The sequence below is a fragment of the Roseibium sp. RP-7 genome (assembly GCF_053005225.1).
The window spans coordinates 2289163-2312306 of record NZ_JBRKQA010000001.1; the positions used below are offsets into that span (position 1 = coordinate 2289163).

The following is a 23144-nucleotide window of genomic DNA, read 5'->3' on the forward strand; positions in this document are numbered from 1 at the left end:
TGTCGGCAGACCGGACGGGCAGGGGAGCGCAATCCAGTTCGAGGCCGGGGCACCGTTCCAGGGGCCCGCGCTGGGCCGAGCCGGACATGGAAACTCTGTCTGAAGGAGGCGAGCCCAGGAGGCCCGGCCTGCCAACCCGCGCGTCCAGATCTCGTAAACGTGCTCAGGTGACGCCGTACTACATCTGGGGAACCCTGGCGTTGCTGGCTGCCGGTTTCGCCGTTGGCGGCCTGTTCCTGCACCTTGCCGGGCAAGGGAGTGAGGAAAGCGTTGCAACCGCCCCCTTGATGCCTGATCCGCTTTCTTCCCTGCAGTCTCCGGCCAAGCAGGTGCTGCTGGCTCCCGAACCGGAACTGTCCGCGGAGCTGAAACGCAGCTTCCTGGGTCAGCCGGATCAGCTATGCGACGAATTACGGTCTCTGGGGCTCGGAAATCCCGGCTGGAGCCGGGCACCTTTCAGTGAAGGCCGCTGGCAATGTGCATCCGACCTGGTGCCCTTGACCACACCCAGCGTCGACTACGGCTCGACAACCCTTTTCTTTCTGCTGCGCGGCCCATCGGAAAAAAGCATCGATTATCTGCGGCTGAAGCTGGTGGTGGAGGATCCGCGCCAGATGCAGATCGGCCTTGATGCGGTCTGGCTGGTGATCGACGCCCTCTCGCTTCGGTATGGCTGGACGGTTCCGGAAGTGTTTCGCGAGGCGGTTTCCGGGTTCAGGCAACTGGAGACGACACACCGGGGCGTGCGGCTGTCGGTTTCGCCGGAAGATCCAAATCTGACGGGGGACCCGCTGGCAAGCCAACGGCTCAACATCATTCTAGACTTTGGCGAGCCGGACCTTATCCGGCCCGCCGACAGGTTCGAAAAAGCACCGCCACTGGAAAGCGGCTGGAGTGTCAGGGCCCCGGACGGTCAGGCAAGGGAATAAACTCTTCCGCATCGCCGGGTACCGTATCGAAACGGCCAAGACGCCAATCTTCCTTGGCCTGCTCGATGCGCTCTTTCGATGAAGACACGAAGTTCCACCAGATATAACGCCGGCCGTCCATCGGTTCGCCGCCAAGCACTACGAAACGGGCCGGCACGGGAGACGTGTTTTCGATCACCAGATGATCACCCGGCTTGAACACCAGCAGCTGGGCCGGATCGAAATTCTGGCCGGCGATGGTGATCTGGCCCGAGACCGTGTAAAGGCCGCGCTCTTCCCACCCGGCATCCAGCGGGATCTTCGCTCCCGGTTCCAGCGTGATATCGGCATAGAACATGTCGGACGCTGTCTTCACCGGTGCCTTGTGGCCATAAAGCTCGCCCGCGATAAGTTTGACTGAAGCGCCCTTGTCGGCAAATTCCGGCTGTTCTTCTGTGCCGTGGTGCTGGAAGGTCGGGTCAGTCTCTTCCAGGTGTTTGGGCAGGGCCACCCAGCTCTGCAGGCCGAACAGGGGACGTTTTTCCTGCAGGCGTTCCGGCCTCTCACGTTCGGAATGCACGATGCCCTTGCCGGCGCTCATCCAGTTCAGAGCACCGGGGGCAATCGCAATCTCCGTTCCAAGGCTGTCACGATGATACATCTCTCCTTCGAAGAGATAGGTAACTGTCGCCAACCCGATGTGAGGATGCGGGCGAACGTCGATACCGCCGCCGACCAAAAGTTCTGCCGGGCCCATCTGGTCGAAGAAGATGAACGGGCCAACCATCCGCCGCCTGGCAGACGGCAAGGCACGTCTTACCGAAAATCCACCGAGGTCGGATGTCCGCGGTACGATGATCGTTTCAATCGGGTCACAGCTTGCAGCATTTCCCGGTACGGGATCAGGGCAATTCAACCAGCTCATCTGCCTCTCCATCAAAGAACATTCTGTCTTGCAAACTAGATAGGGCCAGCGAAGCCGAAGTGTCCATTGAACAGTCTGTTTCGGGTTTTCATCCCCTGCACAATCTGTATAACGACCGGCCCTTCCTTGCTTTTGTTTGGTGCGACATGAAACGCGTGATGATCGTTGGCGGCCCGGGGTCGGGCAAAAGCACGCTTGCCGTTGCCCTTGGGCGGAAAACCGGACTGCCGGTCTATCATATGGACAAGATCCACTACCGCTCCGGTTGGAACGAGCGGACGCGGGAAGAGAAAGACCAGCTGACGCATGAGGTCCATCTGAAGGATGTGTGGATCTTCGAGGGCGGTCATTCAAGCACCTATGCGGAACGTATCGAACGTGCCGACACTTTCATCTGGCTCGATGTTCCGGTAATGCGCCGCATATTTCGAGTGTTGAAACGGTCGGTGAAATACAATGGGCAAAGCCGTCCGGATCTGGCCGAGGGCTGCCCGGAGCAGTTCAACTGGCAAACTGTTGAATTCCTGAGGTTCATCTGGCGAACGAGACACTCCGCCAGAGCCAAGCTGGAGCACATCTACCGCGAACCTCCGGACCATCTGAAAGTCTATCGGTTCAGCACCCTTGCCGAAATCGACGACTTTCTGGCGCGCCCCTGGCAACAAGGATGAAGGCTCATCCTGTCTCTTGACAGGTGCACCTGACGGGCGGCACAACAGGGGTTCACCCGGGGTGCCTCCAGAAGAGGCTGAGATACTGCTGGCGCACTTGCGCAGTGCAGGGACCCGACGAACCTGATCCAGGTCATGCTGGCGAAGGGAAGGTGTTCTCGGCCAGCTGCGTTCGCCACGGCAATGCTCCAACCCGGCCACCTTTCCAAGCCGAATGTCCGAAATGCGGGACCTTTTCCGGTCCTTGCGGAGATCCGTTGAATGCAAGCGGGCTATCAGACATTCCGTGATGTCGAACGACTGACGTCCACCCTGGCAGGTGAGGCGGAATGAAGGTCGGTATCAAAGGGGCGGGTGTCGCCGGTCTGGCACTGGCACATGAGCTTGTCTCGGGCGGTGTGCGGGTGGAGCTGCTGGAAAAACACAAGGATCTCACCGCCAGTGCCTCCTGGCTGGCAGGCGGCATGTTGGCGCCATGGTGTGAGCGGGAAAGTGCCGAGGAAGATGTTCTGCGGCTCGGGCAAGCCTCCATTGGCTGGTGGAGCAAGGTCCTGCCGGGACAGGTCCGGCACAATGGCACGCTGGTTGTTGCCGCGCCGCGCGATACCGGCGAGTTAAGTCGCTTTGCTTCTCGAACCAGCGGCTTTGTCTGGCTCGAAACTGACGCGCTGGGCGCACTCGAGCCGGACCTCGCAGGCCGATTTGCAAAGGGGCTCCATTTTGCCGCGTAAGCCCATCTCGATCCGCGGCAGGCCCTCACGGCATTGCGGGCAAAGGTGTCTGAAAGCGGTGCCAAGGTGAGGTTAGAGGCGCAGCATTTCACCGCGGCGACCGATCTTGTCGCCGATTGTACCGGCATGGCCTCGCCGGATCCGCATTTGCGTCCCGTACGCGGTGAAATGCTGATCCTCCACGCGCCGGATGTCTCCCTCTCGCGGCCGGTGCGTTTTCTGCACCCGCGCATCCCGGTCTATGTGGTGCCTCGTGACAACAGTGTCTTCATGGTCGGGGCAACCATGATCGAAAGCGGTGACCAGGGAGCGGTCAGCGTTCGGTCCACCATGGAACTTCTAAATGCCGCCTACAGCCTGCATCCGGGATTTGCCGAGGCAAAGATCATCGAAACCGGGGTGGGCCTCCGCCCGGCATATCCAAACAATCTTCCTCGTCTCACGTTTACCGGCAACACGTTGTCAATGAACGGATTCTACCGGCACGGCTTCCTGCTTGCTCCGAATTTTGCCATGGAGGCGGCAGACAGGATCATGCAACACCTTCAGGAGAAGTCCCTTGAAGCTAACCATTAACGGCGAACCTCAGGAAGTTGTCAGCGCGACGCTGGCTGCGCTTCTGGACGAACTGGCCTATGACCACGAGTTTCTTGCAACGGCACGCAACGGCGATCTGGTTTGTGCTGAAGAACGAAGCGTTTGCGTCCTTCAAGCTGGCGACCGTATCGAGATCCTGTCGCCGATGCAGGGAGGATGACGCCCATGTTTGAAGTTTATGGCGAAAGCGTTGCGTCGCGTTTCCTGCTTGGAACTGCCCAGTACCCATCACCCCAAATTCTGTCGGACGCGGTGAAGGTATCTGGGGCTGAAATTCTGACGGTGTCCCTTCGGCGCGAAACGGCAGGAAGTGGCGGAGGCGGCCGGTTCTGGGACCTGATCCGGGAACTGAACGTCAAGGTGCTGCCCAACACTGCGGGATGTCATTCGGTGAAGGAAGCCGTCACCACCGCAAAAATGGCACGCGACCTTTTTGGAACCGACTGGATCAAGCTGGAAGTGATCGGTCATCATGACAGCCTGCAGCCGGATGTCTTTGGCCTCGTGGAAGCCGCACGTATCCTGAGCGATGACGGCTTCAAGGTGTTTCCCTATACGACGGACGATATTGTCGTCGGCGAACGGTTGCTTGAGGCGGGGTGCCAGGTGTTGATGCCCTGGTGTGCGCCAATCGGTTCGGCGAAAGGGCCGGTCAATCCGGATGCCCTTCGTGCCTATCGCAGTCACTTCAAAGGCATCCCACTTGTTGTGGATGCCGGTCTTGGCAGACCGTCCCATGCGACCGCTGTTCTGGAACTCGGTTTCGATGCGGTGCTGCTGAATACGGCTGTGGCAAAGGCCGGAGACCCTGTCGCAATGGCTAAAGCCTTTGCAGTTGCAATTGAGGCCGGTCGCCTGGCCTATGAAGCTCAACCCCTGGAACCTCGCGACATGGCGGTTCCTTCTACCCCGGTTCTCGGAATGGCGGTGTTTGAATGAAGCTCGATCCCTTTTACCTCATCGTCGACAGTTCCGACTGGATCGAGCGGCTGGTTCCGCTTGGCGTCAAACTGGTTCAACTGCGCATCAAGGACGCTAGCGACGAAGTCCTGCGCAAGGAAATCGCAGCATCCAAGAGCGCTTGCGAAAAGCACGGCTGCCAACTTGTCGTGAACGACTATTGGCAGCTCGCGATTGAACTGGACTGCGACTTTGTCCACCTTGGTCAGGAAGACCTTGTTGATGCCGATGTGGCGGCCATTCGCAAGGCGGGTCTGAAACTTGGCGTTTCGACCCATGACGGAGAGGAACTGGAAATCGCTCTTTCTATCGAGCCCGATTATGTCGCGCTGGGGCCTGTCTATCCGACGATCCTGAAAGAAATGAAATGGGCGCCCCAAGGCGTTGAAAAGGTCGGTCGGTGGAAGCGGCAGATCGGCGAATTGCCGCTGGTTGCTATTGGCGGCCTCAATCCGGAACGTCTGCCGGGTGTGTTCGAGAACGGCGCAGATATCGCAGCCGTTGTCACCGACATCACCCGGAATGCCGACCCGGAAGCGCGCACCAGGGAATGGATAATGGCGACAGATCCCTGGCGGTAGGTTGGGTGCGTTTCGCCTTCGGCCTGGTTAAACGAAAATCGCTTTATCGCGCGCGACTTGGTCGCGCAGAAAATCCTGTGCCGTGGCAACATGGCGGAGAGGGCGTGAACTTTCATGTGTCACCATCCAGTAGGCCCGGTGAAGCTTTATCTCCGGGAGAACGGCGATCAGGTCGGCATTGTCGCGCGCGATAAAATCGTGAAGGATGCCGATACCGGCGCCGGACCTGACTGCTTCGGTCTGGCCGAGTGCGGAGGCGATTTCAAATCGCGCGGTCCAGTCTTTCAGGATCTCGGTGCCATAGTTCAGCGATGGCGAATAGAGCAGGTCTTCCACGTAGCCAATAAGATCGTGGTCGATCAGATTGCTTGCGGAGGCAGGCGCTCCCCGGCTTTCCAGATAGGTTTTTGACGCATAAAGGCCGAGCGAATAGTCGACGAGCTTGCCGGCAACCAGCCTGCCTGTTTCCGGCCTGTCTATTGTCACGGCGATATCAGCTTCACGGCGCGAGAGCGAGAAGGAGCGGGGTACGGGAACGAGCTGCACCGTCAGTCCGGGATGTTTTTCCGTGAGCTTGCCAAGCCGGGGCGCAAGATACGCAACACCGAAACCATCGGGCGCACCGATGCGAACGGTTCCGGAAATTTCCGGCGTATTGTTTGTCAGGTCGGCTTCCGCTGCCACCGCCTCGGCTTCGATCCGTTCTGCCCGGTCAAAGAAGCGGCTGCCGGCTTCCGTCAGAAGGCAGCCGGATGTTGATCTGTCGAAGAGGCGTGTGCCGATGCTGTCTTCGAGACTCGTCAGCCTGCGCGCCACCGTGGCGTGGTTGAGGCCCAGACGGCGCGCTGCCGCCAGGATTTGTCCTGTTCGAGCGATCGCGAGAAAGATGCGGATGTCGTCCCAGTTCATGTCGATTTGCTTTCCGCGATGACCAGCCACTCCGTTTTGTTTTTTCAGCTGATGTCAGATACCAGGCACGATGGCCGCCGCGTTCATGGTGGTGAGTTCACGCCTTGCTGCACACCGGCTTTTGGTAAAGTTTCAGCCGGGATGACAACCGAGGGGGAATGGACCTATCGTTTGTCTCAAACGCTTCGTGGCGTTTTATTGCATAACTTCGAAAAACGCACAACGGGTCCGGAAATCTGGTTCTTGTTTGTAGCAAAAATAAAAGTCAGAAAGACATCATCTCGGACGCTCGCCCAAAATCCTTTTGGCTGGTGTCAGGACATATTGGGAGAAACGCGACATGCGGAAGATCGGTCATTTTATCGGCGGCAAGTACGTGGAGGGAACCTCCGGCCGCTTTGCAGACGTCTACAACCCGGCAACCGGTGAAGTCGAGGCGCAGGTCGCCCTGGCCAGCCAGGCCGAGATGGACGCGGCAATTGCCAATGCTGCTGCCGCACAGCCTGCCTGGGCTGCCACCAACCCGCAGCGTCGCGCTCGCGTGATGATGAAGTTCGTAGATCTTCTCAACCGCGACATGGACAAGCTGGCTGAAGCTCTTTCCCGCGAACACGGCAAAACGATTCCGGACGCCAAGGGCGACGTTATCCGCGGTCTGGAAGTCGCCGAGTTCTGCATTGGTGCGCCGCATCTCCTGAAGGGTGAATTCACCGAAGGCGCCGGTCCTGGCATCGACATGTACTCCATGCGCCAGCCGCTTGGCGTCGTTGCCGGCATCACGCCGTTCAACTTCCCGGCCATGATCCCGATGTGGAAATTCTGCCCGGCGATCGCTTGTGGCAACGCCTTCATCCTGAAGCCGTCCGAACGCGATCCGTCCGTGCCGATCATGCTTGCTGAACTGATGATCGAAGCCGGTCTGCCGGAAGGTGTTCTGAACGTCGTCAACGGCGACAAGAGCGCGGTCGATGCAATCCTGGACGATGAAACCATCCAGGCTGTCGGCTTCGTCGGTTCCACGCCGATTGCCCAGTATGTCTATGCCCGTGCAACTGCATCCGGCAAACGCGCCCAGTGTTTTGGTGGCGCAAAGAACCACATGATTATCATGCCGGATGCCGACCTTGATCAGGCGGCCGATGCTCTGATCGGTGCCGGTTACGGCGCGGCCGGCGAGCGTTGCATGGCTGTTTCTGTTGCCGTGCCGGTTGGCGAAAGCACTGCAAATGCACTGATCGAGAAGCTTGCGCCGAAGGTGGAAGCACTGAAGATCGGGCCGTACACGGCTGGCAATGACGTCGACTTCGGTCCGCTGGTGACCAAGGAAGCGCTTGCCCGCGTAAAGGGTCTCGTCGATCAGGGCATCAAGGAAGGTGCGAAGCTGGTTGTCGATGGCCGCGATTTCTCCATGCAGGGCTATGAGAACGGCTTCTTCATGGGCGGCTGCCTGTTCGACAACGTCACCAAGGACATGGACATCTACAAGACCGAAATCTTCGGTCCGGTCCTGTCCGTGGTTCGCGCAGAGACCTACGAAGAAGCTCTCGATCTGCCGCTCAGCCACGAATACGGCAACGGCACTGCGATCTTCACCCGTGACGGCGACACCGCCCGCGACTTCGCGTCCCGCATCAACATCGGCATGGTTGGCATCAACGTGCCGATCCCTGTGCCGCTCGCCTACCACACCTTCGGCGGCTGGAAGAAGTCCGGCTTCGGCGATCTCAACCAGCATGGTCCGGACGGGTTCAAGTTCTACACCCGCACCAAGACCGTGACCTCCCGCTGGCCGTCAGGTCTGAAGGACGGGGCCGAGTTCGTGATCCCGACGATGAAGTAATTCCTCCCGGACCAAGTCCGGTCTGGCGCTCCCGGCTTCGCCTGGAGCGCCTCTTTTTTGTCTTGTAAAATGATAAAAGATGAATTTTATTATTTATTATGAAGTGCGCTTGGAGACCTCTCATGCCTCAGATAATTCCGCCTGTCCTTTTCGGCCTGTTCCTGTTGTTGATGGTCCCGGTTACGATATTGTCTCCCGGTTCGCCCATGCTTCCTGCACCGTTCCAGTGGACCGGTTTGGTAGTTGTCGCTCTGGGATTGTTTTTCCTCAAAAAGGGGCATGGCACTTTCCTTTCGCAAGAAACGGAAATCCATACGTTCCGACAACCAACCCGCTTGGTCACCTCCGGCATCTACGCGCTTTCGCGCAATCCGATGTATCTTGGGTTTTTGTTGATGCTGCTCGGGGTCGCTGTCTGCACCAACGAAGCATTGAACGTCCTTTTCGCAATCGTCTTTTTTCTGGCCGCGCAGTTTTGGTATATCCCGATTGAGGAGCGGAACGCCGAGAAGACGTTTGGCCAGCCTTACCTGGACTACAGAAAAAATGTGAGGCGCTGGCTTTAGAAATGGCAAGACCGAAGGTTGAAAACGCCGAAATCCGGGAGAGTCTGCTGCAGGCTGCGGAACACCGCTTGCGGCGGCAAGGTTCGCCGCGCTTTTCCGTGACTGATCTGGCGGCCGATTGTCGGATGTCGCAATCGAATGTCTACCGGTTTTTTCCCAACAAGGCGGCTCTCATGGCCGGCTTGGCGGAACGCTGGTTCGCAGACGTGGAAGTTGCGCTTCAGGTGGAAATTTCAGCTGCGGAAAGCTGGCAATCAAAATTGGCAGCTTTTGTCAGGGTGCAGCTCGTAATCAAGTCAGAAAGGTTTGACGACGATCCGGACCTGTTCCGGGCCTATCTGACACTGGCTGGAGAGCATCCCGAACCTGTCACCATCCATGTGAGCAGATTACGGAAAATGCTGGAAGGGATCCTCGGCGCCGTATTTGAAGGATGCGAGCTGAAAAGGGCGTGCGAATTGGTTGAAGACGCAACGCAACTGTTCAGGGACCCGTTTCTGATTGCCCGCCTTAGGCCAAGGTGCACGGAAGAACGCGCCGAAGCGGTTCTCGCCGCGGTGCTTTCCGAATTGGAGCATCGTCTCGTGCGATAGCTGTCACCGCGAACCTCCGCTAAAGGCACTGGCTGTTAGACGCAGCAGCTGCCTTTTTCGGGCGTTTGTTGGAAACAAGGCCTTCACAAAGCTGTCTTCTGGAGTTTCAGGAGATGATTTCATGAACGAAGATCTCACAAGCGTCCTGAAAACCTCTTGTCAGGATTGTGCATCCGGTGAAAGAAAATAGGCATCTGCTGGCGCAGTACTGCGCCGATACCGGTCGCCCTTGCATGGCATTCCCGTTGCCACCGTGGCAATCTGCCTCTTGAATTTGGGCGGACGGGGCGACACTAAACGGCTGGTGACAATAAAAAGGGAAAAGATCGGGACGGTGGCTGAGGGTGAGGGGCAGGACAACGGAGCAGCAGCTGCTTTCGGCTGGCCGGACAAAGGAGAAAGCCGCAGCTTGAAACGGGCTGGTCGGCTTCTGGCCGTATCCGATCTGCTGTGGATTGCACAGGCCGGATTGATTTCCTGGGCGCTCGGATCGCTCCCCATGATGTTTACCGCCGCAGATGACGGCCAGGTTATCGAAGGCGATCTGACAAGCTTGGCTTTCCAGGCTGCCGCCGGCATCGCACTGGTTGCTGTGTTGAGAGTGTTTCTGCAAAACCGAGCCGAAACGGTTGCCCGGCAAACTGCCCGTGCAATCCAGAGCAGGGCACGTGCAGAGCTGCTTTCCGTTGCCGCCAGAACGTCGCCATCTGCAGAATTCCCATCTTCCGGTGCCTTTGCCGCCCATGTTACCGAACAGGTCGACCTGCTCGGACCGTACTATCGGAATTTCGAACCTCAGAAGGTTCGGCTTCGTCTTGTGCCCCTCGGGATCGTTGCCGCCACTGCCGTGTTCAGTTGGGTCGGCGCGCTGATCCTGGTAGTCTGCGGGCCGCTCATTCCTGTTTTCATGGCGCTGATTGGTATGCGTGCCAAGGCTGCGAGCGAGACGCAACAGGAGGAACTGGTGCGGCTGAGCGGCAGTCTGCTGGACAGGATCAGGGGCCTGGAAACACTGACCTTGTTTGGCGCAATCGAGCGTACCCAGCGGCAAATCGCTGACGCGGGCGAACGGTTCAGAACCGGCACCATGCGCGTCCTGAAGATCGCATTCCTCTCCTCAACCGTTCTGGAACTCTTTTCAGCACTCGGAATAGCCTTCTGCGCGGTCTATGTGGGGTTTTCGCTATTGGGTGAAATCCAGGCTGGAACCTGGGGCGGGGCCCTGACCTTTGCGCAGGGCCTGTTTATTCTGCTGCTCGCACCGGAGTTCTTTGCCCCCTTGCGTGCCTATGCGGCAGCCTATCATGACCGGGCAGGCGGACTTGCCGCGCGGAAGAAGCTGGCGACACTTTTCCCGTCGCAGGAAACCCCCGGAAACCCTAAGCGCGCTGAACGATCAGACGAGCCGGTCGGTTCCATTTCACTTTCAAACCCGCCCGCTATTCAGTTCAGGTCTGTCGGCATTTCCCACGATGAGCGCTGTGTCTTCAAGGAGTTCGATCTGAGGATTGAGCCGGATGAAACGCTTTTGGTCGAAGGGCCGAGCGGCAGCGGCAAGACCACACTGATTGACGGGATACTGGGCTTCCAGGAGCCTGATTCCGGCGAAATTCAGGTGAATGACCTTACTGCAACCGCGATTGCACCGTTGCTGCGTCGAAAGGTTATATGGCTCGGCCAGTCGCCGAGGCTGTTTCACGGCAGTCTCAAGGCCAACCTCCTGAGAGCAGTTGATACATCTGCAGCGGTTACGGAAGACGATCTCTGGCAAGCCCTTCGCCTTGCCGGGGCCGAAGCGCTCGTCCAGCGCTTGCCTCGTGGTCTGGAAACACCTTTGGGAGAAGACGGTTTTGGCCTCTCGGTTGGGGAGATCCGCCGGGTGGCTCTCGCGAGGGCGGCAATGCGCAAGGATGCGGTCCTGCTGCTGGCGGACGAACCAACAGCCTCGCTGGATGAAGAAACAGCGGCGGATGTCATAGACGGATTGCGGAAACTTTGCGATGGCCGGACCGCCGTGATCGCCACACACGACCCGGCCCTTCGGAAAATCGCCTCGCGGCGGATTGACCTGAAGGCGCTCGGTTTCCTCGCCGAAGGGGAGGTGTTCGCGTGAGGTCTGTCTGGCATATCATTCGCACCCAGCACCGGTACGACAGCTTTCATTTCTGGCTTGGCATTCTCGTGGCATTACTGCCTGCGGCTGCCGGGCTTCTTCTGCTCGGCGTTTCCGGCTGGTTCATCACCGCCGCGGCTATTGCGGGTTTAAGTGGCGCGTTCTTGAACATCTTTGCGCCAAGCGCGCTCATTCGCGCTTTTGCGATTGTCCGTACCGCCGGCCGTTACGGTGAAAGGGTCCTGACACATGACGCCACGTTCCGGTTTCTGACTGGGTTCAGAAACCGGCTGTTTGCGGCGATGGCACTAAAGACAAACGACGGTCAGCGATCCGGATTGCTGCTCAATCGTCTGACACTCGACGTTGCTGTCCTCGATACGGTTTATTTGCGTCTGGTTGTTCCTCTGGTGCTGTCGCTGGTTGTTGCTGTCTCGTTGCTTCTGGTCTGGAGCAGCGTATCGCCGCTTTTGTTGCTTACCGGAGCAGTCTTCGTTTTGGCCTGGCTCGGGCTCGCGGTCTGGACCTTTGCACGGTCCGACACCAAAACCGCCCGCCGCTCTGACGCGGCGCTGGATGCCATGCGGCTTCGAGCTGCGGATCTGGCGGCAGGCCGGCGGGATCTTGCGATTTACGGCGGTCTGGAAGCGGCGGCCGACTCGGTCCTTGTCGCCGACACGCGATTGGCGGAAGCCCAGGAAGTTGAGGATCACCGTACCAGCAAGCTGACAGCGGGTTCCACGCTCCTTGGACAGCTGTTTCTTGCCGTCATGCTTCTTGTCTGTCTGCACGAAGTCGGGAATGGCGCGCTGACGGCGGCTTTCAGCGTCGGTCTGATACTGGTGGTGATGGGGCTTCCGGAAATATTTTCGATGAGCTTGCCTGGCCTTTCCAGATTGCCTCGCGTCGCGTTGGCAGCTGGTCGGATCATGCACTTGATGCGTCGCCCCGATGAGGTCGAGCCTTCGCAGAGCCTTTCCGTACCAGAAACCGGACGCCAAGGCGCCGTGCCTGCGCTCGCTTTCGAGGACGTCAGTTTTGGCTATCCCGGTGCTGACAGAAGCGTTCTGGAGGGGCTCTCCTTTCACCTTGCGCAGGGCGAAATTCTCGCATTGGCAGGGCGCAGCGGTTGCGGCAAGTCGACGATTGGGGCATTGGCCGCTCGGTTACGAAAGCCAGGGCAGGGGAAGATACTTCTGGGTGGGCTGGAAATCGACCGTATCTCCGAGAAAGAGCTACGCCGCAAGGTTACCGTCATTGGGCAAAAGGCCTATCTCTTCAACGAGACCGTTGCCGAGAACCTGCGTGTTGCAAACCCGGATGCTGGCGACACGGAGCTTTGGCGTGCGCTTGAACAGGCGGCGCTTGCTGAACGTATTTCTGAAAATCCGAAAGGCCTGCAGACCATTCTCGGTGAGGGGGGGCTCGGATTGTCCGGTGGAGAGCAGAGGCGTCTTGCCCTGGCGCGTGCCTTTCTGACGCGGCCGGCCCTGTTTGTTCTGGACGAGATGACCGAGGGACTGGACGCCGCAACCGCTGCGGATGTTCTGGACCGTTTTTTGTCCTATCGCGGCGATGCGGCCGTCCTGATGATTGCACACCGTCGACAGGAGTTGGAGCGGGCAGACCGCGTACTGGATCTGACGGCACCATGCGGCAGCGGCATTCGGTCGCCGGAAATAATTCTTTCCGAATTTCAATGAGTTCTCCCGCAGTTTTCCGCATCTTGAGGTTGTCGCGTCCTAACTGTCGCATTGACCTTGGGGGGGCGGTGGGCCACGATCAGCCCATAGGAAGACTCGTTTTCCAAGCCGGTTCATTGACGGGATTGGCGGCCGCAATCCGCATTCACTGTGAAGTTGATTGCCGTTGCCGGATCGGGACGAAAACCGGGTTTTCAATCAAGATCGACACAGGCCCGGTCTCCTCCGACAGGGCATTTACCCGTCGATCGTCCTGATGTGCAGACGTGCCTGTTGCGGTTCGATAGAACCTTTGACACGACTGCCGAAATGCTCGGGCCTCTCCGGTCCGTAAAGGGGGAATACGATGGAACTGAACGTCGTTGACCTGTCCCGGCTGCAATTTGCCATGACAGCGCTCTACCACTTCCTGTTTGTGCCTTTGACCATCGGCCTGTCGATCCTGCTGGCCACCATGGAAACAGTCTATGTGATGACCGGCCGAGAGGTCTGGAAACGCATGGTCAAGTTCTGGGGCACCTTGTTCGGGATCAACTTCGTCCTGGGGGTCGCTACCGGTCTGACGATGGAGTTCCAGTTCGGCATGAACTGGGCCTACTTCAGTCAGTATGTCGGCGATGTCTTTGGTGCGCCTCTGGCGATCGAGGGCCTGATGGCTTTCTTTCTGGAAGCCACATTCGTTGGTCTGTTCTTCTTCGGCTGGGACAGGCTCTCCAAGCGCCAGCATCTGGCTGCCACGTGGGCCGTAGCGATTGGAACAAACCTGTCGGCACTCTGGATCCTGATCGCCAACGGCTGGATGCAACACCCTGTCGGGTCCGCATTCAACCCCGACACCATGCGCATGGAAGTCACCAGTTTCTATGAAGTGCTGTTCAATCCGGTGGCGCAGGCCAAGTTCGTGCACACCGTTTCTGCAGGTTATGTCACCGCGTCGATGTTCGTTCTGGGTATCTCTGCCTGGTACATGTTGAAAGGCCGACATATTCCGATCGCCAAACGATCCATGGCCATCGCGTCCGCCTTCGGCTTTGCTTCTGCACTTTCGGTTGTCGTTCTCGGGGATGAAAGCGGCTATGAGGCCAACCTGAACCAGAAGATGAAACTGGCGACGATCGAGGCCATGTGGGAGACCGAGCCGGCTCCGGCCTCGTTTAACGTGATTGCCTGGGCGGATATGGAGAAGCGGGAGAACGTCTTTGCCATCGAAGTGCCCTATGTCATGGGCCTGATCGCAACGCGTTCCCTCGACACGATCATTCCCGGCATCAAGGATCTGGTTGAGCGGACAAAGGACCGCATCCGGCAGGGTGCCATAGCCTGGGATGCGCTGCAGAAAATCCGGCAGGATCCGGCAAATGCAAGTGCGGATGTCCGCGAGACCTTCCTGCAGAACGAGAACTCGCTTGGGTACGCCTATCTGCTGCTGCCGTTCACGGACAATCCGATGGAAGCGACCACCGCTCAGGTAGACGCGGCCGCCTGGTCCACCGTGCCGGAAGTCATGCCGATGTTCTATTCCTTCCGGATCATGGTGGCGTGCGGCTTCTTCTTCATCCTGATGACCACGGTGTTCTTCTACTATTCGTCGTCCGGACGGCTGGACGTTCTCAGAGAAAAGCGTCGTTGGCTGCTGCATGTCGCAGTCTGGTCGATCCCGTTGCCGTGGATCGCCTGCGAAATGGGTTGGTTCGTCGCCGAATATGGCCGCCAGCCCTGGATTATCGAAAGTATGCTGCCGACCTCTGCCGGTGTCTCGAGCCTTAGCGTGACCGAGGTCCTGCTGACGCTTGCCGGCTTTGTTGCACTCTACAGCACGCTTCTGGTGATCGAGATCACGCTGATGATCAAATACATCAAGATCGGTCCGGAAGACGGCGAGAACCCGGATGCGGTTCCGGCCGCGCCAAAGCAGCCGGTCCCGGCCGCAGCCTCTGTACCAGCGGAGTAATCGAAAATGATCCTCTATGAAATGATCGACTACTCCATCCTGAAGATGATCTGGTGGCTGCTGCTCGGCGTCCTTCTGATCGGCTTTGCCGTGATGGACGGTTTCGACATGGGCGTTGGCGCGATGCTGCCCTTTGTTGCCGAGACAGATATCGAACGGCGTGTCGTCATCAACACGATCGGCCCGACCTGGGAAGGAAACCAGGTTTGGTTCATCCTGGGGGGCGGGGCGATCTTTGCTGCCTGGCCGCCACTCTATGCCATCAGCTTCTCGGGGTTCTATCTGGCGATGTTCGTGTTATTGGCCGCGATGATCCTGCGGCCGGTAGCCTTCAAGTATCGGTCCAAGCGGCCGGATCCCTCCTGGCGCAACGCCTGGGACTGGGCACTGTTCACGGGGTCTTTCGTACCGGCGCTTGTCTTCGGTGTTGCCGTCGGCAATGTGTTGCTCGGGGTCCCGTTCTCGCTCGATAACGATCTTCGGATGACATACGAAGGGTCGTTCTTCGCTCTGTTCTCGCCGTTCTCGCTGCTGTGCGGGCTGTTGTCGGTGACGATGCTCGTCACGCATGGGGCTGTCTGGCTGGTGATGCGGGCGTCAGGTGATATTGCTGCGCGCGCCCGGCGGTTCGGCACAGTAACGGCAGGCCTCAGCATCGCTCTGTTCGCTCTAGGCGGGTATCTCGTTGCCAGCGGCTATGTGGAAGGTTTCCGCATTACATCCGAAGTCGATCCGAACATGGCGGCCAATCCACTGGCAAAGCAGGCGATCACCGAAGGTGGGGCGTGGATGTACAACTACACAGTCCACCCCATCCTCTGGCTGGCCCCAGGTCTCGGGTTCCTTGGCCTGTTCGGAACGCTCTTGCTTTTGCAGACACGTTTCGAAATGCCGATCTTCCTCTTCTCGAAGCTGGCGATTTTCGGGATCATCTCGACAGTCGGTGTCTCGATGTTCCCGTTCATCCTGCCGTCATCGATACAGCCCGAAGCCAGCCTGACGGTTTGGGACGCATCTTCCAGCCACCGGACCTTGTTCAACATGCTGGTGGCGACGCTCATCTTCCTGCCGATCATCCTTGTCTACACCGCTTGGGTGTACAAGGTTCTGTGGGGCAAGGTGGATGAAGAAACCATCGAACGTGACAACCACAGCGCTTACTGAGGAGACTGCAACATGTGGTATTTTGCCTGGGTCCTCGGAATGCCTTTGGCCTGCGCCATGGCGATCCTGAACGCGATGTGGCTGGAGCTGAGGTCGGAGGACGAACGCCGCCGTCTGGAAGGCCGCAAGTAGTTCCGACTTTTCTGGAAATCGTGTTGGAAAATGAAAAAGCCCCGGATTGCTCCGGGGCTTTTTGCTGAACCAGGTCCTGGTGGATCAGGCGGCCTGAACTTTTGCAGCGCGCAGCTTTTCCAGGATGTTCTGCGGCGAGGAAACGCCGTAAGGATCGCTTTCGCAGTTGTCGGAGAAGCCTTCTTCTTCGAACCACTGCTCGACGATGCCGTCATTGATGACCGCACCATAGCGCCAGGAGCGCATGCCGAACCCGAGATTGTCCTTGGCAACCAGCATGCCCATCTTGCGGGTGAACTCGCCGGATCCATCTGGAATAACCTTGACGTTCTCGACGCCCTGGGCCTTTGCCCAGGCATTCATCACGAAAGCGTCGTTGACGGAGATGCAGTAGATTTCATCAACGCCTTCAGCCTTGAACTCTTCAAACAGCTTTTCGAAATCCGGAAGCTGATAGGTGGAGCAGGTCGGAGTGAATGCGCCTGGAAGTGAAAACAGAACGACCTTCTTGCCCTGGAAGTAGTCGTCACTGGTCTTGTCTTCCCAGCGGAACGGGTTCGGACCTTCAATGGATTCATCACGGACGCGGGTGCGGAAGGTAACGAACGGAACTTTTTTGCTGAGCATCGCAAACTCCAGAAATTGAATGGTTGCAAACTGTCCAGAGTGCCGAAATCGTGCCTTGCCCGCGGGAGGAGAACCGGGCAGGGCACAAGCGCCCTGAAAGTGGAGGAGAAGTTCGGCCTAGCCCATTTGCTGCAATGCCGCAATCCATTTTGCTCCGCAATAGACAAGAAGCCTGTGCGAAGCACTCAATCGGGGCGATATGCCGCTGGCCGACATTTCCAGGGGCACGGTTGGCGGACTTCTGTGGGTGGTCCGCCTTTTCCGGAAAAAGCACTCAAATCATTGTATACACGCTCAATTTCGGTCATTAAGCTGACCACGTCCCGTGTGGTTCGCCTGTGGCGCAATGCGGGGCTGAGGAGGGGGCTCCAGAAGGTCGGGTCTTGACGCCGTGACCAGAGCGAAATGCGACTTCCAGCAGCAAGAGTGATGAATGCGTAGGGTCTTTCGGGCGGTACACATGCTTTGCATGGGGTTTGCCGCGATCGTCTTTTTCGGCCAGCTGGCCATGGTGCTCATGCGCTATCTGCTTGGCTTCGGTCTTCTGGAAATCCAGGACGCGGTCAACTACGCTTTTGCAGCCCTCGTGGCCCTTTCTGTCGCCGTTTCCTTCGATGCAGACAAGCACGTGCGGGTCGATGTATTTCGCCAGAACTGGAGCGAGCGGACAAACCGGCGTATCGACTGGCTTGGAGACCTCCTGCTCGCGCTGCCGGTCTTTGCAATCATGCTCTGGACGGCATTCCCGCTCGTCAAAAGCTCCTGGGCGATATTGGAAGGCTCTCCGGAAACCGGCGGTCTGCCCGGCCTGTTTCTGGTCAAGACCTGTCTGGTGATCCTGCCTGCGCTGGTGGTGATCTACATCCTTCAAAAGCTGTTCGGCGCGATGCGACGGAAATTTTCATGACTGCCGATATCATCTGGCTCATCATTCTGGCCCTTTCCGTATTTGCCTGTATTCTTTCCGGCGTGCCGGTCCTGCTTGCAATCGCCGGCGCACCGACGATTGTCGCGCTGGTCGCTGCCGCCACCGGGCATTTTGACCTCGTGTTCTTCCAGGCTGTTCCCCAGCGCGTTTATGGCGTGATGACAAATCCGCTCCTGTTGGCGGTGCCGCTTTTCGTGCTGATGGGGTTGCTTCTTGAAAAGTCGCGCCAGGCAGAGCGGATGCTGCAGAGCCTGACGGCCGCAATGGGCGGGCAGCAGTCCGCTCTGGCGCTTTCTGTGGTTCTGGTGAGCGCACTCATTGCCGCCTCGACAGGTATCATCGGGGCAACCATCGTCATGCTGGGCACGATCACACTCCCGGCTCTGTTGGCCGCGGGCGTGAACAAGCACATGAGCAGTGGCCTCATTTGCGCCAGCGGCACGCTCGGTCAGATCATTCCGCCGTCGATCGTTCTGATCCTCCTGGGAGATCAGGTATCCAATGCCTACTTCGAAGCGCAGCAGGAAGCCGGCAACTTCGCGCCCGACCCAGTCACGGTGGGGGATCTCTTTGCCGGTGCGCTGATCCCGGGGCTGCTCCTCGTCGCGCTATATGCGGCATACGTCCTGCTGCGACTGCGCCGGGCCTCTCCGAAAGGACAGGAAGCTAAGACCCCGACACCAAAGCCTCGCGTGTCAGGCCGGGAGTTATTCCGGGATATCGCGCCCACGCTCGGGTTGATCATCGCCGTGCTCGGCAGCATCCTGATTGGCATTGCAACGCCAACGGAAGCCGCAAGTGTCGGTGTCGCAGGGGCTGTCCTGATCGCGGCTGCAGGAAGCGACGGCAAGGTGGCGCGTGTTGCCATGGCCTGCGCTGCCTTTGCTATTGTGCTGTTGATCCTGCGCAGGCTCGGTCTGTTCGGTCTGGAGTTTGAAGGAGGCCGGATCAGCTGGACGATACTGACGATCGTCTCCGTCGCTATGACGGCTGCTGCCCTTGTCATGCTGGCCATCGCAGCAGCTTCTCTGATCCGCGGAGGAGTACTCCTGCCCGCGCTGCGGGAAACCGTCACCATCACCGGAATGATCTTCGGCATCGTGATTGCTGCCAGCATCCTGTCGCTCGTGTTCCGAGGGTTCAACGGTGATGAACATGTGGCCGAGTTGCTGCACGCCTTGCCGGGCGGTGCTTATGGCATGTTGTTGCTGACAATGCTGGTGATCTTCCTGCTCGGATTCATTCTGGAATTCGTGGAGATCATTTTCATTGTTGTTCCGATTGTCGGGCCGATTATCCTGCAAAGCGACATAAGCCCGGTCTGGTTTGCGGTCCTGATTGCGCTTAACCTGCAAACTTCGTTCTTGACGCCGCCATTCGGGTTTGCGCTTTTCTATTTTCGATCGGTTGCACCGGCGGATATCCGCACCTCTGACATTTATGTTTCGGTGATCCCGTTTGTCGCCATCCAGCTTCTGGCGCTCGGTCTGGTCGCCGCCTTTCCGGCTCTGGCAACCCTGTTGCCGGACGTCCTGTTTTGAACATCGAGGGAGACACAAGTATGAAAAGACGTGATTTTCTGAAGGCTGGTGCTGTCGCCGCACCTGCCAGCCTGCTGGCAGCACCGGCAATTGCGCAAGGCAAGATCGAATGGAAGTTGCCGACCTCCTTTCCGGCGAAGGCGCCGGGTGTGGGCACCAACGTGACCGCCTTTGCCGACCGCGTGGCTGCAATGTCCGATGGACAGCTGACTTTCAAGGTCTATTCCAGTGGTGAGCTCGTACCGCCGTTCGGTGTTGAAGATGCCGTGGAGCAGGGCACTGCCGAGATCGGTCATTCGACGCCTTACTATGCCGCGTCCAAGAACACCGCCATGCACTTCTTCTCTGCCGTTCCTTTCGGCATGACCGCGGTCGAAACAACCGCCTGGCTTCGCTATGGCGGCGGACAGGACCTGTGGGACAGCCTTTATGAAGAACGCGGCCTCAAGCCGTTTTATTCCGGCAGTTCGGGCGTACAGGCGGCCGGCTGGTTCAAGAACCCGGTGGAAAGCCTCAACGATCTTGCCGGCCTCAACATGCGCATTGCCGGTCTGGGCGGCGAAGCCATGCGCAAGCTCGGCGTCAACGCTGTCCTGCTGCCGCCTCCGGAAATCTTCCCGGCCTTCCAGTCCGGCGCCATCGATGCGGCCGAGTGGGTTGGTCCCATGCTGGACCAGGCATTCGGCCTGCAGAAGGTTGCCAGCTACTGCTATGTTCCGGCCTTCCACGAGCCGTCAGCCGCGCTGGAAATCGTCGTCAACAAGGAAGCCTACGACAGCTTGCCGGCGAACCTTCAGGCAATCATCGCCTATGCTGCGGAAGCGGCTTCCGTCGAGACCACCGCACAGTTCGATTATTACAACGCGGTTGCCATGAAGAAACTGAAGGAAGACGGCGTTACCTTTGCCAACTTCCCGGATGATGTCCTGGCTGCGCTGAAGACGGCGGTTGCGGAAGTGATGGCGGAAAACGCTGCCGCCAATCCGAAGTTTGCCGAAGTGCAGAAAAGCTATGACGCGTTCCTCGAGCTTGCCAAGGACTACGCGGCACTGGTGAAGGCAACCACTTTCACCCAGCGCATGTAAGCAGAGTTGATCCTGCCGGTGGCATGGGCCACCGGCGGGGCTTCAGGTTTCCAGCTGCCGTTCGCGCAGGACGATGGCGATGCCGCTCGCGATGATGATCGCGGCACCGACATAAGTCGCAATGTCGGGAATTTCCCCCCACAAGAGCCAGCCGAGCAGGGTCGCCCACAAGAGCGCGGTATAATCGAATGGCGCGACAACGGCCGCCGGGGCAAAGCGGAAGGCCTGTGTCATCAGGGTGATACCGGCCGTGCCGAATAGCGCGATGCCAAGAAACAGCCAGATATCCTCCGCGCGTGGCTGCACCCAGACGAAGGGCATCGCAAGGGCACTCATGATTGCGCCGGCCCCCACCAGATAAAGCATCAGGGTCCAGACACTCTCGCGCGGGTCGACAAGGCGGGCGCTGAGCATGAGCGCGGCATAGAAGAAAGCCGTTGCGATTGGGAGGAGCGATGCTGCCTGGAAAGTGCCTGAACCCGGACGGACAACCACCAGAACGCCCAGAAATCCCACGAGCACTGCCGTCCATCGACGCCAGCCCACTTGCTCTCGCAAGACCAGGGCGGAAAGCGCTGTCACAAAAACAGGCATGACAAAAATCAGCGCTGTTGCTTCGGCGAGGCCAAGAAGGCTCAGCCCGGTGAAAAACAGCGTGGCGGCGCAGAGCCACAACACTCCGCGCAGAAGATGGGCTGCCGGGCGGTGCGAGATCAAGGCAGATCTTCCACCCATTTTTAGTGCGATCAGAACCGCAATCGGAAGCGCGATCAAATTGCGCAGAAACAGGATCTGGATGGGGCTGTAGTCAGCCGTCAGTGTTTTGGCAATGGCATCGTTGAGGCATAGGCACACAACACCTGCACACATCATTCCGATTCCGGTGGTCACCTGATTGCGACCGCCGGTCATGGCCGTTTCCATTCCCGTGTCTCCCTGGTTTTGGCGCAGTGAAGCATCGGGGCAGGCAAGGCGGCAAGGCACGATTTCACGAAATCAGGCCTGTCCGGACACCAGGAGAAACTGGAATACGGAAATTGCTGATGCCGCTACGTAATTCGTTTCGAGGCAATAGTGTTTTGCGGTAAGGTGCAATCATCGATTGTTTTCGACGTTCCCAGGTCCACTGTCCGGAAGCCCCGTCCCATGGCATTGACGTCTCCCTATTTCCGCAACGTGCCGCAGCTCACCGCAGCGTCCACCAACAGCCCTTGGCTCGGCAGCGGGTCAAGCGGTCATGGAGTGCATCTGGTTCAGTTCGGGTTGATTGACCTGGGGTTTCCCATGCCAAAATCCGTTGGTGGAACGGGGCTCAGTCCGGATGGGGTCTACGGCAGTGAAACCGTGCAAAAGGTCAAGGAGTTCCAGCGTTCAACGCATGGCGGAGCCCCGATCAAGGACGACGGCGCCGTCGGACGAAATACCATGGCCAAGCTGGACCGGGCGCTCGCGTCCTTCACTCACAAGGTTCGTGTGCACATCTTTGTCGTGGTGACGCCGGATGCTCCGGTGGCAACTGCGGAAACGACCGCGAAGGAGCTTTACGGACATTACGGTATCAACTTCGAGGTTGCTTCCATCCAGTCGCTGGCATTGACCGCTGCCGAGGAGACGGAGTTTTCGCAGCATGGCCTCTTGTTTGCCCGGATGAAGGAACTTGCCGAGGCGCATACGTCCGTCAGGATCCGTCCGAATGAAATCATGGTGTTCTATATCCGTCGCTTCAATCCCGACACGGACCTGGCCCTGTCCAAGGCCAACCACACGGGTGCTGTTACCCGAATCAAGAAGAACGCGGATGCCAGCACACTTGCCCATGAGGTCGCCCATAATCTGATCGACAGCCCGCGGGGTGTGAGCGAGCATGTGGCACACAAGCAGAACATCCTGGCGACACTGCCCCGGACCACGCCCTTTGTGCTGAGTTTCGAACAGATTCAGCAGATGCGGCGCAACATTCGGCTGTTGCGGGCGTGATGCCGGAAAATTGCAGACCAAGGTCATCTGGTCAGCATCGTTAGCGGAGGCTAGCATCCGGCAGTTCAAACTGATCCATCTTTGACAGAGAGACCCGCATGCACGCCTTCCTGCCGTTCAATCTAGACGACATCGTTCCCGAACAAGATGCGCCAGCACCGGAAAAGGTCATTGCGGGCGATCCTAAGTTTACCACCTGGTTGGTTGAAACGACGGACAACGAGACGCTGTTCTCGGGCGTATGGGAAGCAACTCCGGGGGCCTGGAAAATCTCTTATGACGAGTGGGAGTTCTGTTCGATCCTTTCCGGCAGGTCGGTGCTGACCGACAAGGACGGCCTCACCCGGGAAGTTGGCCCCGGAGACAGCTTTGTCCTGCAGCCCGGTTTCTCCGGAACCTGGGAAGTCCTTGAAACCACTCGCAAGCTTTTTGTGATCCGCCTGCCGTCTTGACGACGGGGCATTCCAGGAGCTGTGCAACGTGACTTTTCAGGATTAGCTGCGAACGCATATGAGCACGTACCCTGACCTTTTGGAGTTCGTTAAGGTCAGGGTAGATTGCAGCGCTATTGTTTGGGGTATCTCAACAGCATCGTGCTGCTCGCAAGCTGATGAGGCTTTTGAGGCAGCTGAAGAGAAACCG

The 23144-nt window shown here is 58.5% G+C and carries 22 protein-coding genes, 1 pseudogene and 1 riboswitch; of the genes and pseudogenes, 19 read left to right on the forward strand and 4 right to left on the reverse strand.

The window, feature by feature from the left end; all coding sequences use genetic code 11:
- Positions 1–86 precede the first annotated feature (86 nt).
- Entirely contained in the window at positions 87–929 is an 843-nt protein-coding gene (locus ACVDG9_RS10400) for a DUF6030 family protein (protein WP_152506886.1), read from the forward strand.
- Here ACVDG9_RS10400 and ACVDG9_RS10405 read toward each other — a convergent pair.
- Positions 898–1833, reverse strand: coding sequence for a pirin family protein (locus ACVDG9_RS10405; protein ID WP_031270780.1), 936 nt, complete (start codon positions 1831–1833; stop codon positions 898–900). The two genes, ACVDG9_RS10400 and ACVDG9_RS10405, sit on opposite strands and share 32 nt — an antisense overlap.
- A 146-nt stretch (positions 1834–1979) precedes the next feature.
- Here ACVDG9_RS10405 and ACVDG9_RS10410 point away from each other — a divergent pair, with 146 nt between their 5' ends.
- From ACVDG9_RS10410 to ACVDG9_RS10430, 5 genes and pseudogenes are all read left to right on the forward strand, one after another.
- The gene (locus ACVDG9_RS10410) at positions 1980–2504 is read left to right on the forward strand and encodes a P-loop NTPase family protein (RefSeq protein WP_447237909.1); all 525 of its coding nucleotides are present in this window, start codon (positions 1980–1982) and stop codon (positions 2502–2504) included.
- Positions 2505–2551: 47 nt separating this feature from the next.
- A riboswitch (TPP riboswitch) is annotated at positions 2552–2672 on the forward strand.
- A 161-nt stretch (positions 2673–2833) separates the two neighbouring features.
- Positions 2834–3811, forward strand: a pseudogene (gene thiO / locus ACVDG9_RS10415) (glycine oxidase ThiO).
- Positions 3795–3992, forward strand: coding sequence for a sulfur carrier protein ThiS (gene thiS, locus ACVDG9_RS10420; protein WP_447237910.1), 198 nt, complete (start codon positions 3795–3797; stop codon positions 3990–3992). Before thiO ends, thiS begins: the two are co-directional and overlap by 17 nt.
- Positions 3993–3997: 5 nt before the next feature.
- Positions 3998–4771: a thiazole synthase gene (locus ACVDG9_RS10425; RefSeq protein ID WP_031270781.1), complete on the forward strand. Its 774-nt coding sequence runs from the start codon at positions 3998–4000 to the stop codon at positions 4769–4771.
- The gene (locus ACVDG9_RS10430) at positions 4768–5373 is read left to right on the forward strand and encodes a thiamine phosphate synthase (protein WP_447237911.1); all 606 of its coding nucleotides are present in this window, start codon (positions 4768–4770) and stop codon (positions 5371–5373) included. The genes ACVDG9_RS10425 and ACVDG9_RS10430 overlap by 4 nt, the downstream gene beginning before the upstream one ends.
- A gap of 27 nt (positions 5374–5400) precedes the next feature.
- Here ACVDG9_RS10430 and ACVDG9_RS10435 read toward each other — a convergent pair whose 3' ends face one another.
- Positions 5401–6282, reverse strand: coding sequence for a LysR family transcriptional regulator (locus ACVDG9_RS10435; RefSeq protein ID WP_447237912.1), 882 nt, complete (start codon positions 6280–6282; stop codon positions 5401–5403).
- 340 nt (positions 6283–6622) lie between these two features.
- On the opposite strand from ACVDG9_RS10435, the gene ACVDG9_RS10440 reads away from it, so the two are divergent.
- From ACVDG9_RS10440 to cydX, 8 genes are all read left to right on the forward strand, one after another.
- A complete protein-coding gene (locus ACVDG9_RS10440; protein ID WP_023004098.1) occupies positions 6623–8122 on the forward strand; it encodes a CoA-acylating methylmalonate-semialdehyde dehydrogenase in 1500 nt (499 codons plus the stop codon).
- A gap of 122 nt (positions 8123–8244) precedes the next feature.
- Entirely contained in the window at positions 8245–8688 is a 444-nt protein-coding gene (locus tag ACVDG9_RS10445; RefSeq protein WP_447237913.1) for a methyltransferase family protein, read from the forward strand.
- Positions 8689–8690: 2 nt separating this feature from the next.
- Positions 8691–9281: a TetR/AcrR family transcriptional regulator gene (locus tag ACVDG9_RS10450; protein WP_206906270.1), complete on the forward strand. Its 591-nt coding sequence runs from the start codon at positions 8691–8693 to the stop codon at positions 9279–9281.
- 409 nt (positions 9282–9690) lie between these two features.
- Positions 9691–11394, forward strand: coding sequence for a thiol reductant ABC exporter subunit CydD (cydD, locus tag ACVDG9_RS10455; RefSeq protein ID WP_447237915.1), 1704 nt, complete (start codon positions 9691–9693; stop codon positions 11392–11394).
- A complete protein-coding gene (gene cydC / locus ACVDG9_RS10460) occupies positions 11391–13097 on the forward strand; it encodes a thiol reductant ABC exporter subunit CydC (protein ID WP_447237916.1) in 1707 nt (568 codons plus the stop codon). The genes cydD and cydC overlap by 4 nt, the downstream gene beginning before the upstream one ends.
- A gap of 346 nt (positions 13098–13443) precedes the next feature.
- The gene (locus tag ACVDG9_RS10465; RefSeq protein WP_055653799.1) at positions 13444–15048 is read left to right on the forward strand and encodes a cytochrome ubiquinol oxidase subunit I; all 1605 of its coding nucleotides are present in this window, start codon (positions 13444–13446) and stop codon (positions 15046–15048) included.
- A 6-nt stretch (positions 15049–15054) separates the two neighbouring features.
- Positions 15055–16212 carry a cytochrome d ubiquinol oxidase subunit II gene (gene cydB, locus ACVDG9_RS10470; RefSeq protein WP_447237917.1) on the forward strand — a complete coding sequence of 386 codons (1158 nt, stop codon included), beginning with the start codon at positions 15055–15057 and terminating at the stop codon, positions 16210–16212.
- 12 nt (positions 16213–16224) lie between these two features.
- Positions 16225–16344 carry a cytochrome bd-I oxidase subunit CydX gene (gene cydX / locus ACVDG9_RS10475; RefSeq protein WP_031270783.1) on the forward strand — a complete coding sequence of 40 codons (120 nt, stop codon included), beginning with the start codon at positions 16225–16227 and terminating at the stop codon, positions 16342–16344.
- Positions 16345–16428: 84 nt separating this feature from the next.
- On the opposite strand, the gene ACVDG9_RS10480 is transcribed toward cydX, so the two are convergent.
- Positions 16429–16971 (reverse strand): peroxiredoxin, encoded by a 543-nt coding sequence (locus ACVDG9_RS10480; protein WP_447237918.1) that lies wholly within the window; start codon positions 16969–16971, stop codon positions 16429–16431.
- A 433-nt stretch (positions 16972–17404) separates the two neighbouring features.
- Here ACVDG9_RS10480 and ACVDG9_RS10485 point away from each other — a divergent pair, with 433 nt between their 5' ends.
- The 3 genes from ACVDG9_RS10485 to ACVDG9_RS10495 are packed head-to-tail and all read left to right on the forward strand — an operon-like array spanning position 17405 to position 20525.
- Complete coding sequence (locus tag ACVDG9_RS10485) at positions 17405–17878, forward strand: TRAP transporter small permease subunit (RefSeq protein ID WP_208984142.1); 474 nt, start codon at positions 17405–17407, stop codon at positions 17876–17878.
- Positions 17875–19440, forward strand: a complete 1566-nt coding sequence (locus tag ACVDG9_RS10490) for a TRAP transporter large permease (protein WP_447237920.1) — start codon at positions 17875–17877, stop codon at positions 19438–19440. Before ACVDG9_RS10485 ends, ACVDG9_RS10490 begins: the two co-directional genes overlap by 4 nt.
- A 20-nt stretch (positions 19441–19460) precedes the next feature.
- On the forward strand, positions 19461–20525 hold the full coding sequence (locus ACVDG9_RS10495; protein ID WP_023004109.1) for a TRAP transporter substrate-binding protein: 1065 nt from the start codon (positions 19461–19463) through the stop codon (positions 20523–20525).
- A 42-nt stretch (positions 20526–20567) separates the two neighbouring features.
- On the opposite strand, the gene ACVDG9_RS10500 is transcribed toward ACVDG9_RS10495, so the two are convergent.
- A complete protein-coding gene (locus tag ACVDG9_RS10500; protein WP_062488972.1) occupies positions 20568–21449 on the reverse strand; it encodes a DMT family transporter in 882 nt (293 codons plus the stop codon).
- A 222-nt stretch (positions 21450–21671) separates the two neighbouring features.
- Here ACVDG9_RS10500 and ACVDG9_RS10505 point away from each other — a divergent pair, with 222 nt between their 5' ends.
- Together ACVDG9_RS10505 and ACVDG9_RS10510 are read left to right on the forward strand one after the other, a co-directional pair.
- The gene (locus tag ACVDG9_RS10505; protein WP_023004111.1) at positions 21672–22502 is read left to right on the forward strand and encodes a peptidoglycan-binding domain-containing protein; all 831 of its coding nucleotides are present in this window, start codon (positions 21672–21674) and stop codon (positions 22500–22502) included.
- Positions 22503–22600: 98 nt separating this feature from the next.
- On the forward strand, positions 22601–22954 hold the full coding sequence (locus ACVDG9_RS10510) for a cupin domain-containing protein (RefSeq protein ID WP_370199061.1): 354 nt from the start codon (positions 22601–22603) through the stop codon (positions 22952–22954).
- Positions 22955–23144 lie beyond the last annotated feature (190 nt).

What these genes read in the sequence shown, in the direction of transcription:
- cydX (WP_031270783.1), top strand. Translation starts at nt 16,225, where the DNA reads ATGTGGTATTTTGCCTGGGTCCTCGGAATGCCTTTGGCCTGCGCCATG.
- ACVDG9_RS10410 (WP_447237909.1), top strand. Translation starts at nt 1,980, where the DNA reads ATGAAACGCGTGATGATCGTTGGCGGCCCGGGGTCGGGCAAAAGCACG.
- ACVDG9_RS10430 (WP_447237911.1), top strand. Translation starts at nt 4,768, where the DNA reads ATGAAGCTCGATCCCTTTTACCTCATCGTCGACAGTTCCGACTGGATC.
- ACVDG9_RS10405 (WP_031270780.1), bottom strand. Translation starts at nt 1,833, where the DNA reads ATGAGCTGGTTGAATTGCCCTGATCCCGTACCGGGAAATGCTGCAAGC.
- ACVDG9_RS10485 (WP_208984142.1), top strand. Translation starts at nt 17,405, where the DNA reads ATGCGTAGGGTCTTTCGGGCGGTACACATGCTTTGCATGGGGTTTGCC.
- ACVDG9_RS10510 (WP_370199061.1), top strand. Translation starts at nt 22,601, where the DNA reads ATGCACGCCTTCCTGCCGTTCAATCTAGACGACATCGTTCCCGAACAA.
- ACVDG9_RS10435 (WP_447237912.1), bottom strand. Translation starts at nt 6,282, where the DNA reads ATGAACTGGGACGACATCCGCATCTTTCTCGCGATCGCTCGAACAGGA.
- cydB (WP_447237917.1), top strand. Translation starts at nt 15,055, where the DNA reads ATGATCCTCTATGAAATGATCGACTACTCCATCCTGAAGATGATCTGG.
- ACVDG9_RS10450 (WP_206906270.1), top strand. Translation starts at nt 8,691, where the DNA reads ATGGCAAGACCGAAGGTTGAAAACGCCGAAATCCGGGAGAGTCTGCTG.
- ACVDG9_RS10505 (WP_023004111.1), top strand. Translation starts at nt 21,672, where the DNA reads ATGGCATTGACGTCTCCCTATTTCCGCAACGTGCCGCAGCTCACCGCA.
- ACVDG9_RS10490 (WP_447237920.1), top strand. Translation starts at nt 17,875, where the DNA reads ATGACTGCCGATATCATCTGGCTCATCATTCTGGCCCTTTCCGTATTT.
- ACVDG9_RS10500 (WP_062488972.1), bottom strand. Translation starts at nt 21,449, where the DNA reads ATGGAAACGGCCATGACCGGCGGTCGCAATCAGGTGACCACCGGAATC.
- ACVDG9_RS10480 (WP_447237918.1), bottom strand. Translation starts at nt 16,971, where the DNA reads ATGCTCAGCAAAAAAGTTCCGTTCGTTACCTTCCGCACCCGCGTCCGT.
- ACVDG9_RS10445 (WP_447237913.1), top strand. Translation starts at nt 8,245, where the DNA reads ATGCCTCAGATAATTCCGCCTGTCCTTTTCGGCCTGTTCCTGTTGTTG.
- ACVDG9_RS10440 (WP_023004098.1), top strand. Translation starts at nt 6,623, where the DNA reads ATGCGGAAGATCGGTCATTTTATCGGCGGCAAGTACGTGGAGGGAACC.
- ACVDG9_RS10400 (WP_152506886.1), top strand. Translation starts at nt 87, where the DNA reads ATGGAAACTCTGTCTGAAGGAGGCGAGCCCAGGAGGCCCGGCCTGCCA.
- ACVDG9_RS10465 (WP_055653799.1), top strand. Translation starts at nt 13,444, where the DNA reads ATGGAACTGAACGTCGTTGACCTGTCCCGGCTGCAATTTGCCATGACA.
- ACVDG9_RS10495 (WP_023004109.1), top strand. Translation starts at nt 19,461, where the DNA reads ATGAAAAGACGTGATTTTCTGAAGGCTGGTGCTGTCGCCGCACCTGCC.
- ACVDG9_RS10425 (WP_031270781.1), top strand. Translation starts at nt 3,998, where the DNA reads ATGTTTGAAGTTTATGGCGAAAGCGTTGCGTCGCGTTTCCTGCTTGGA.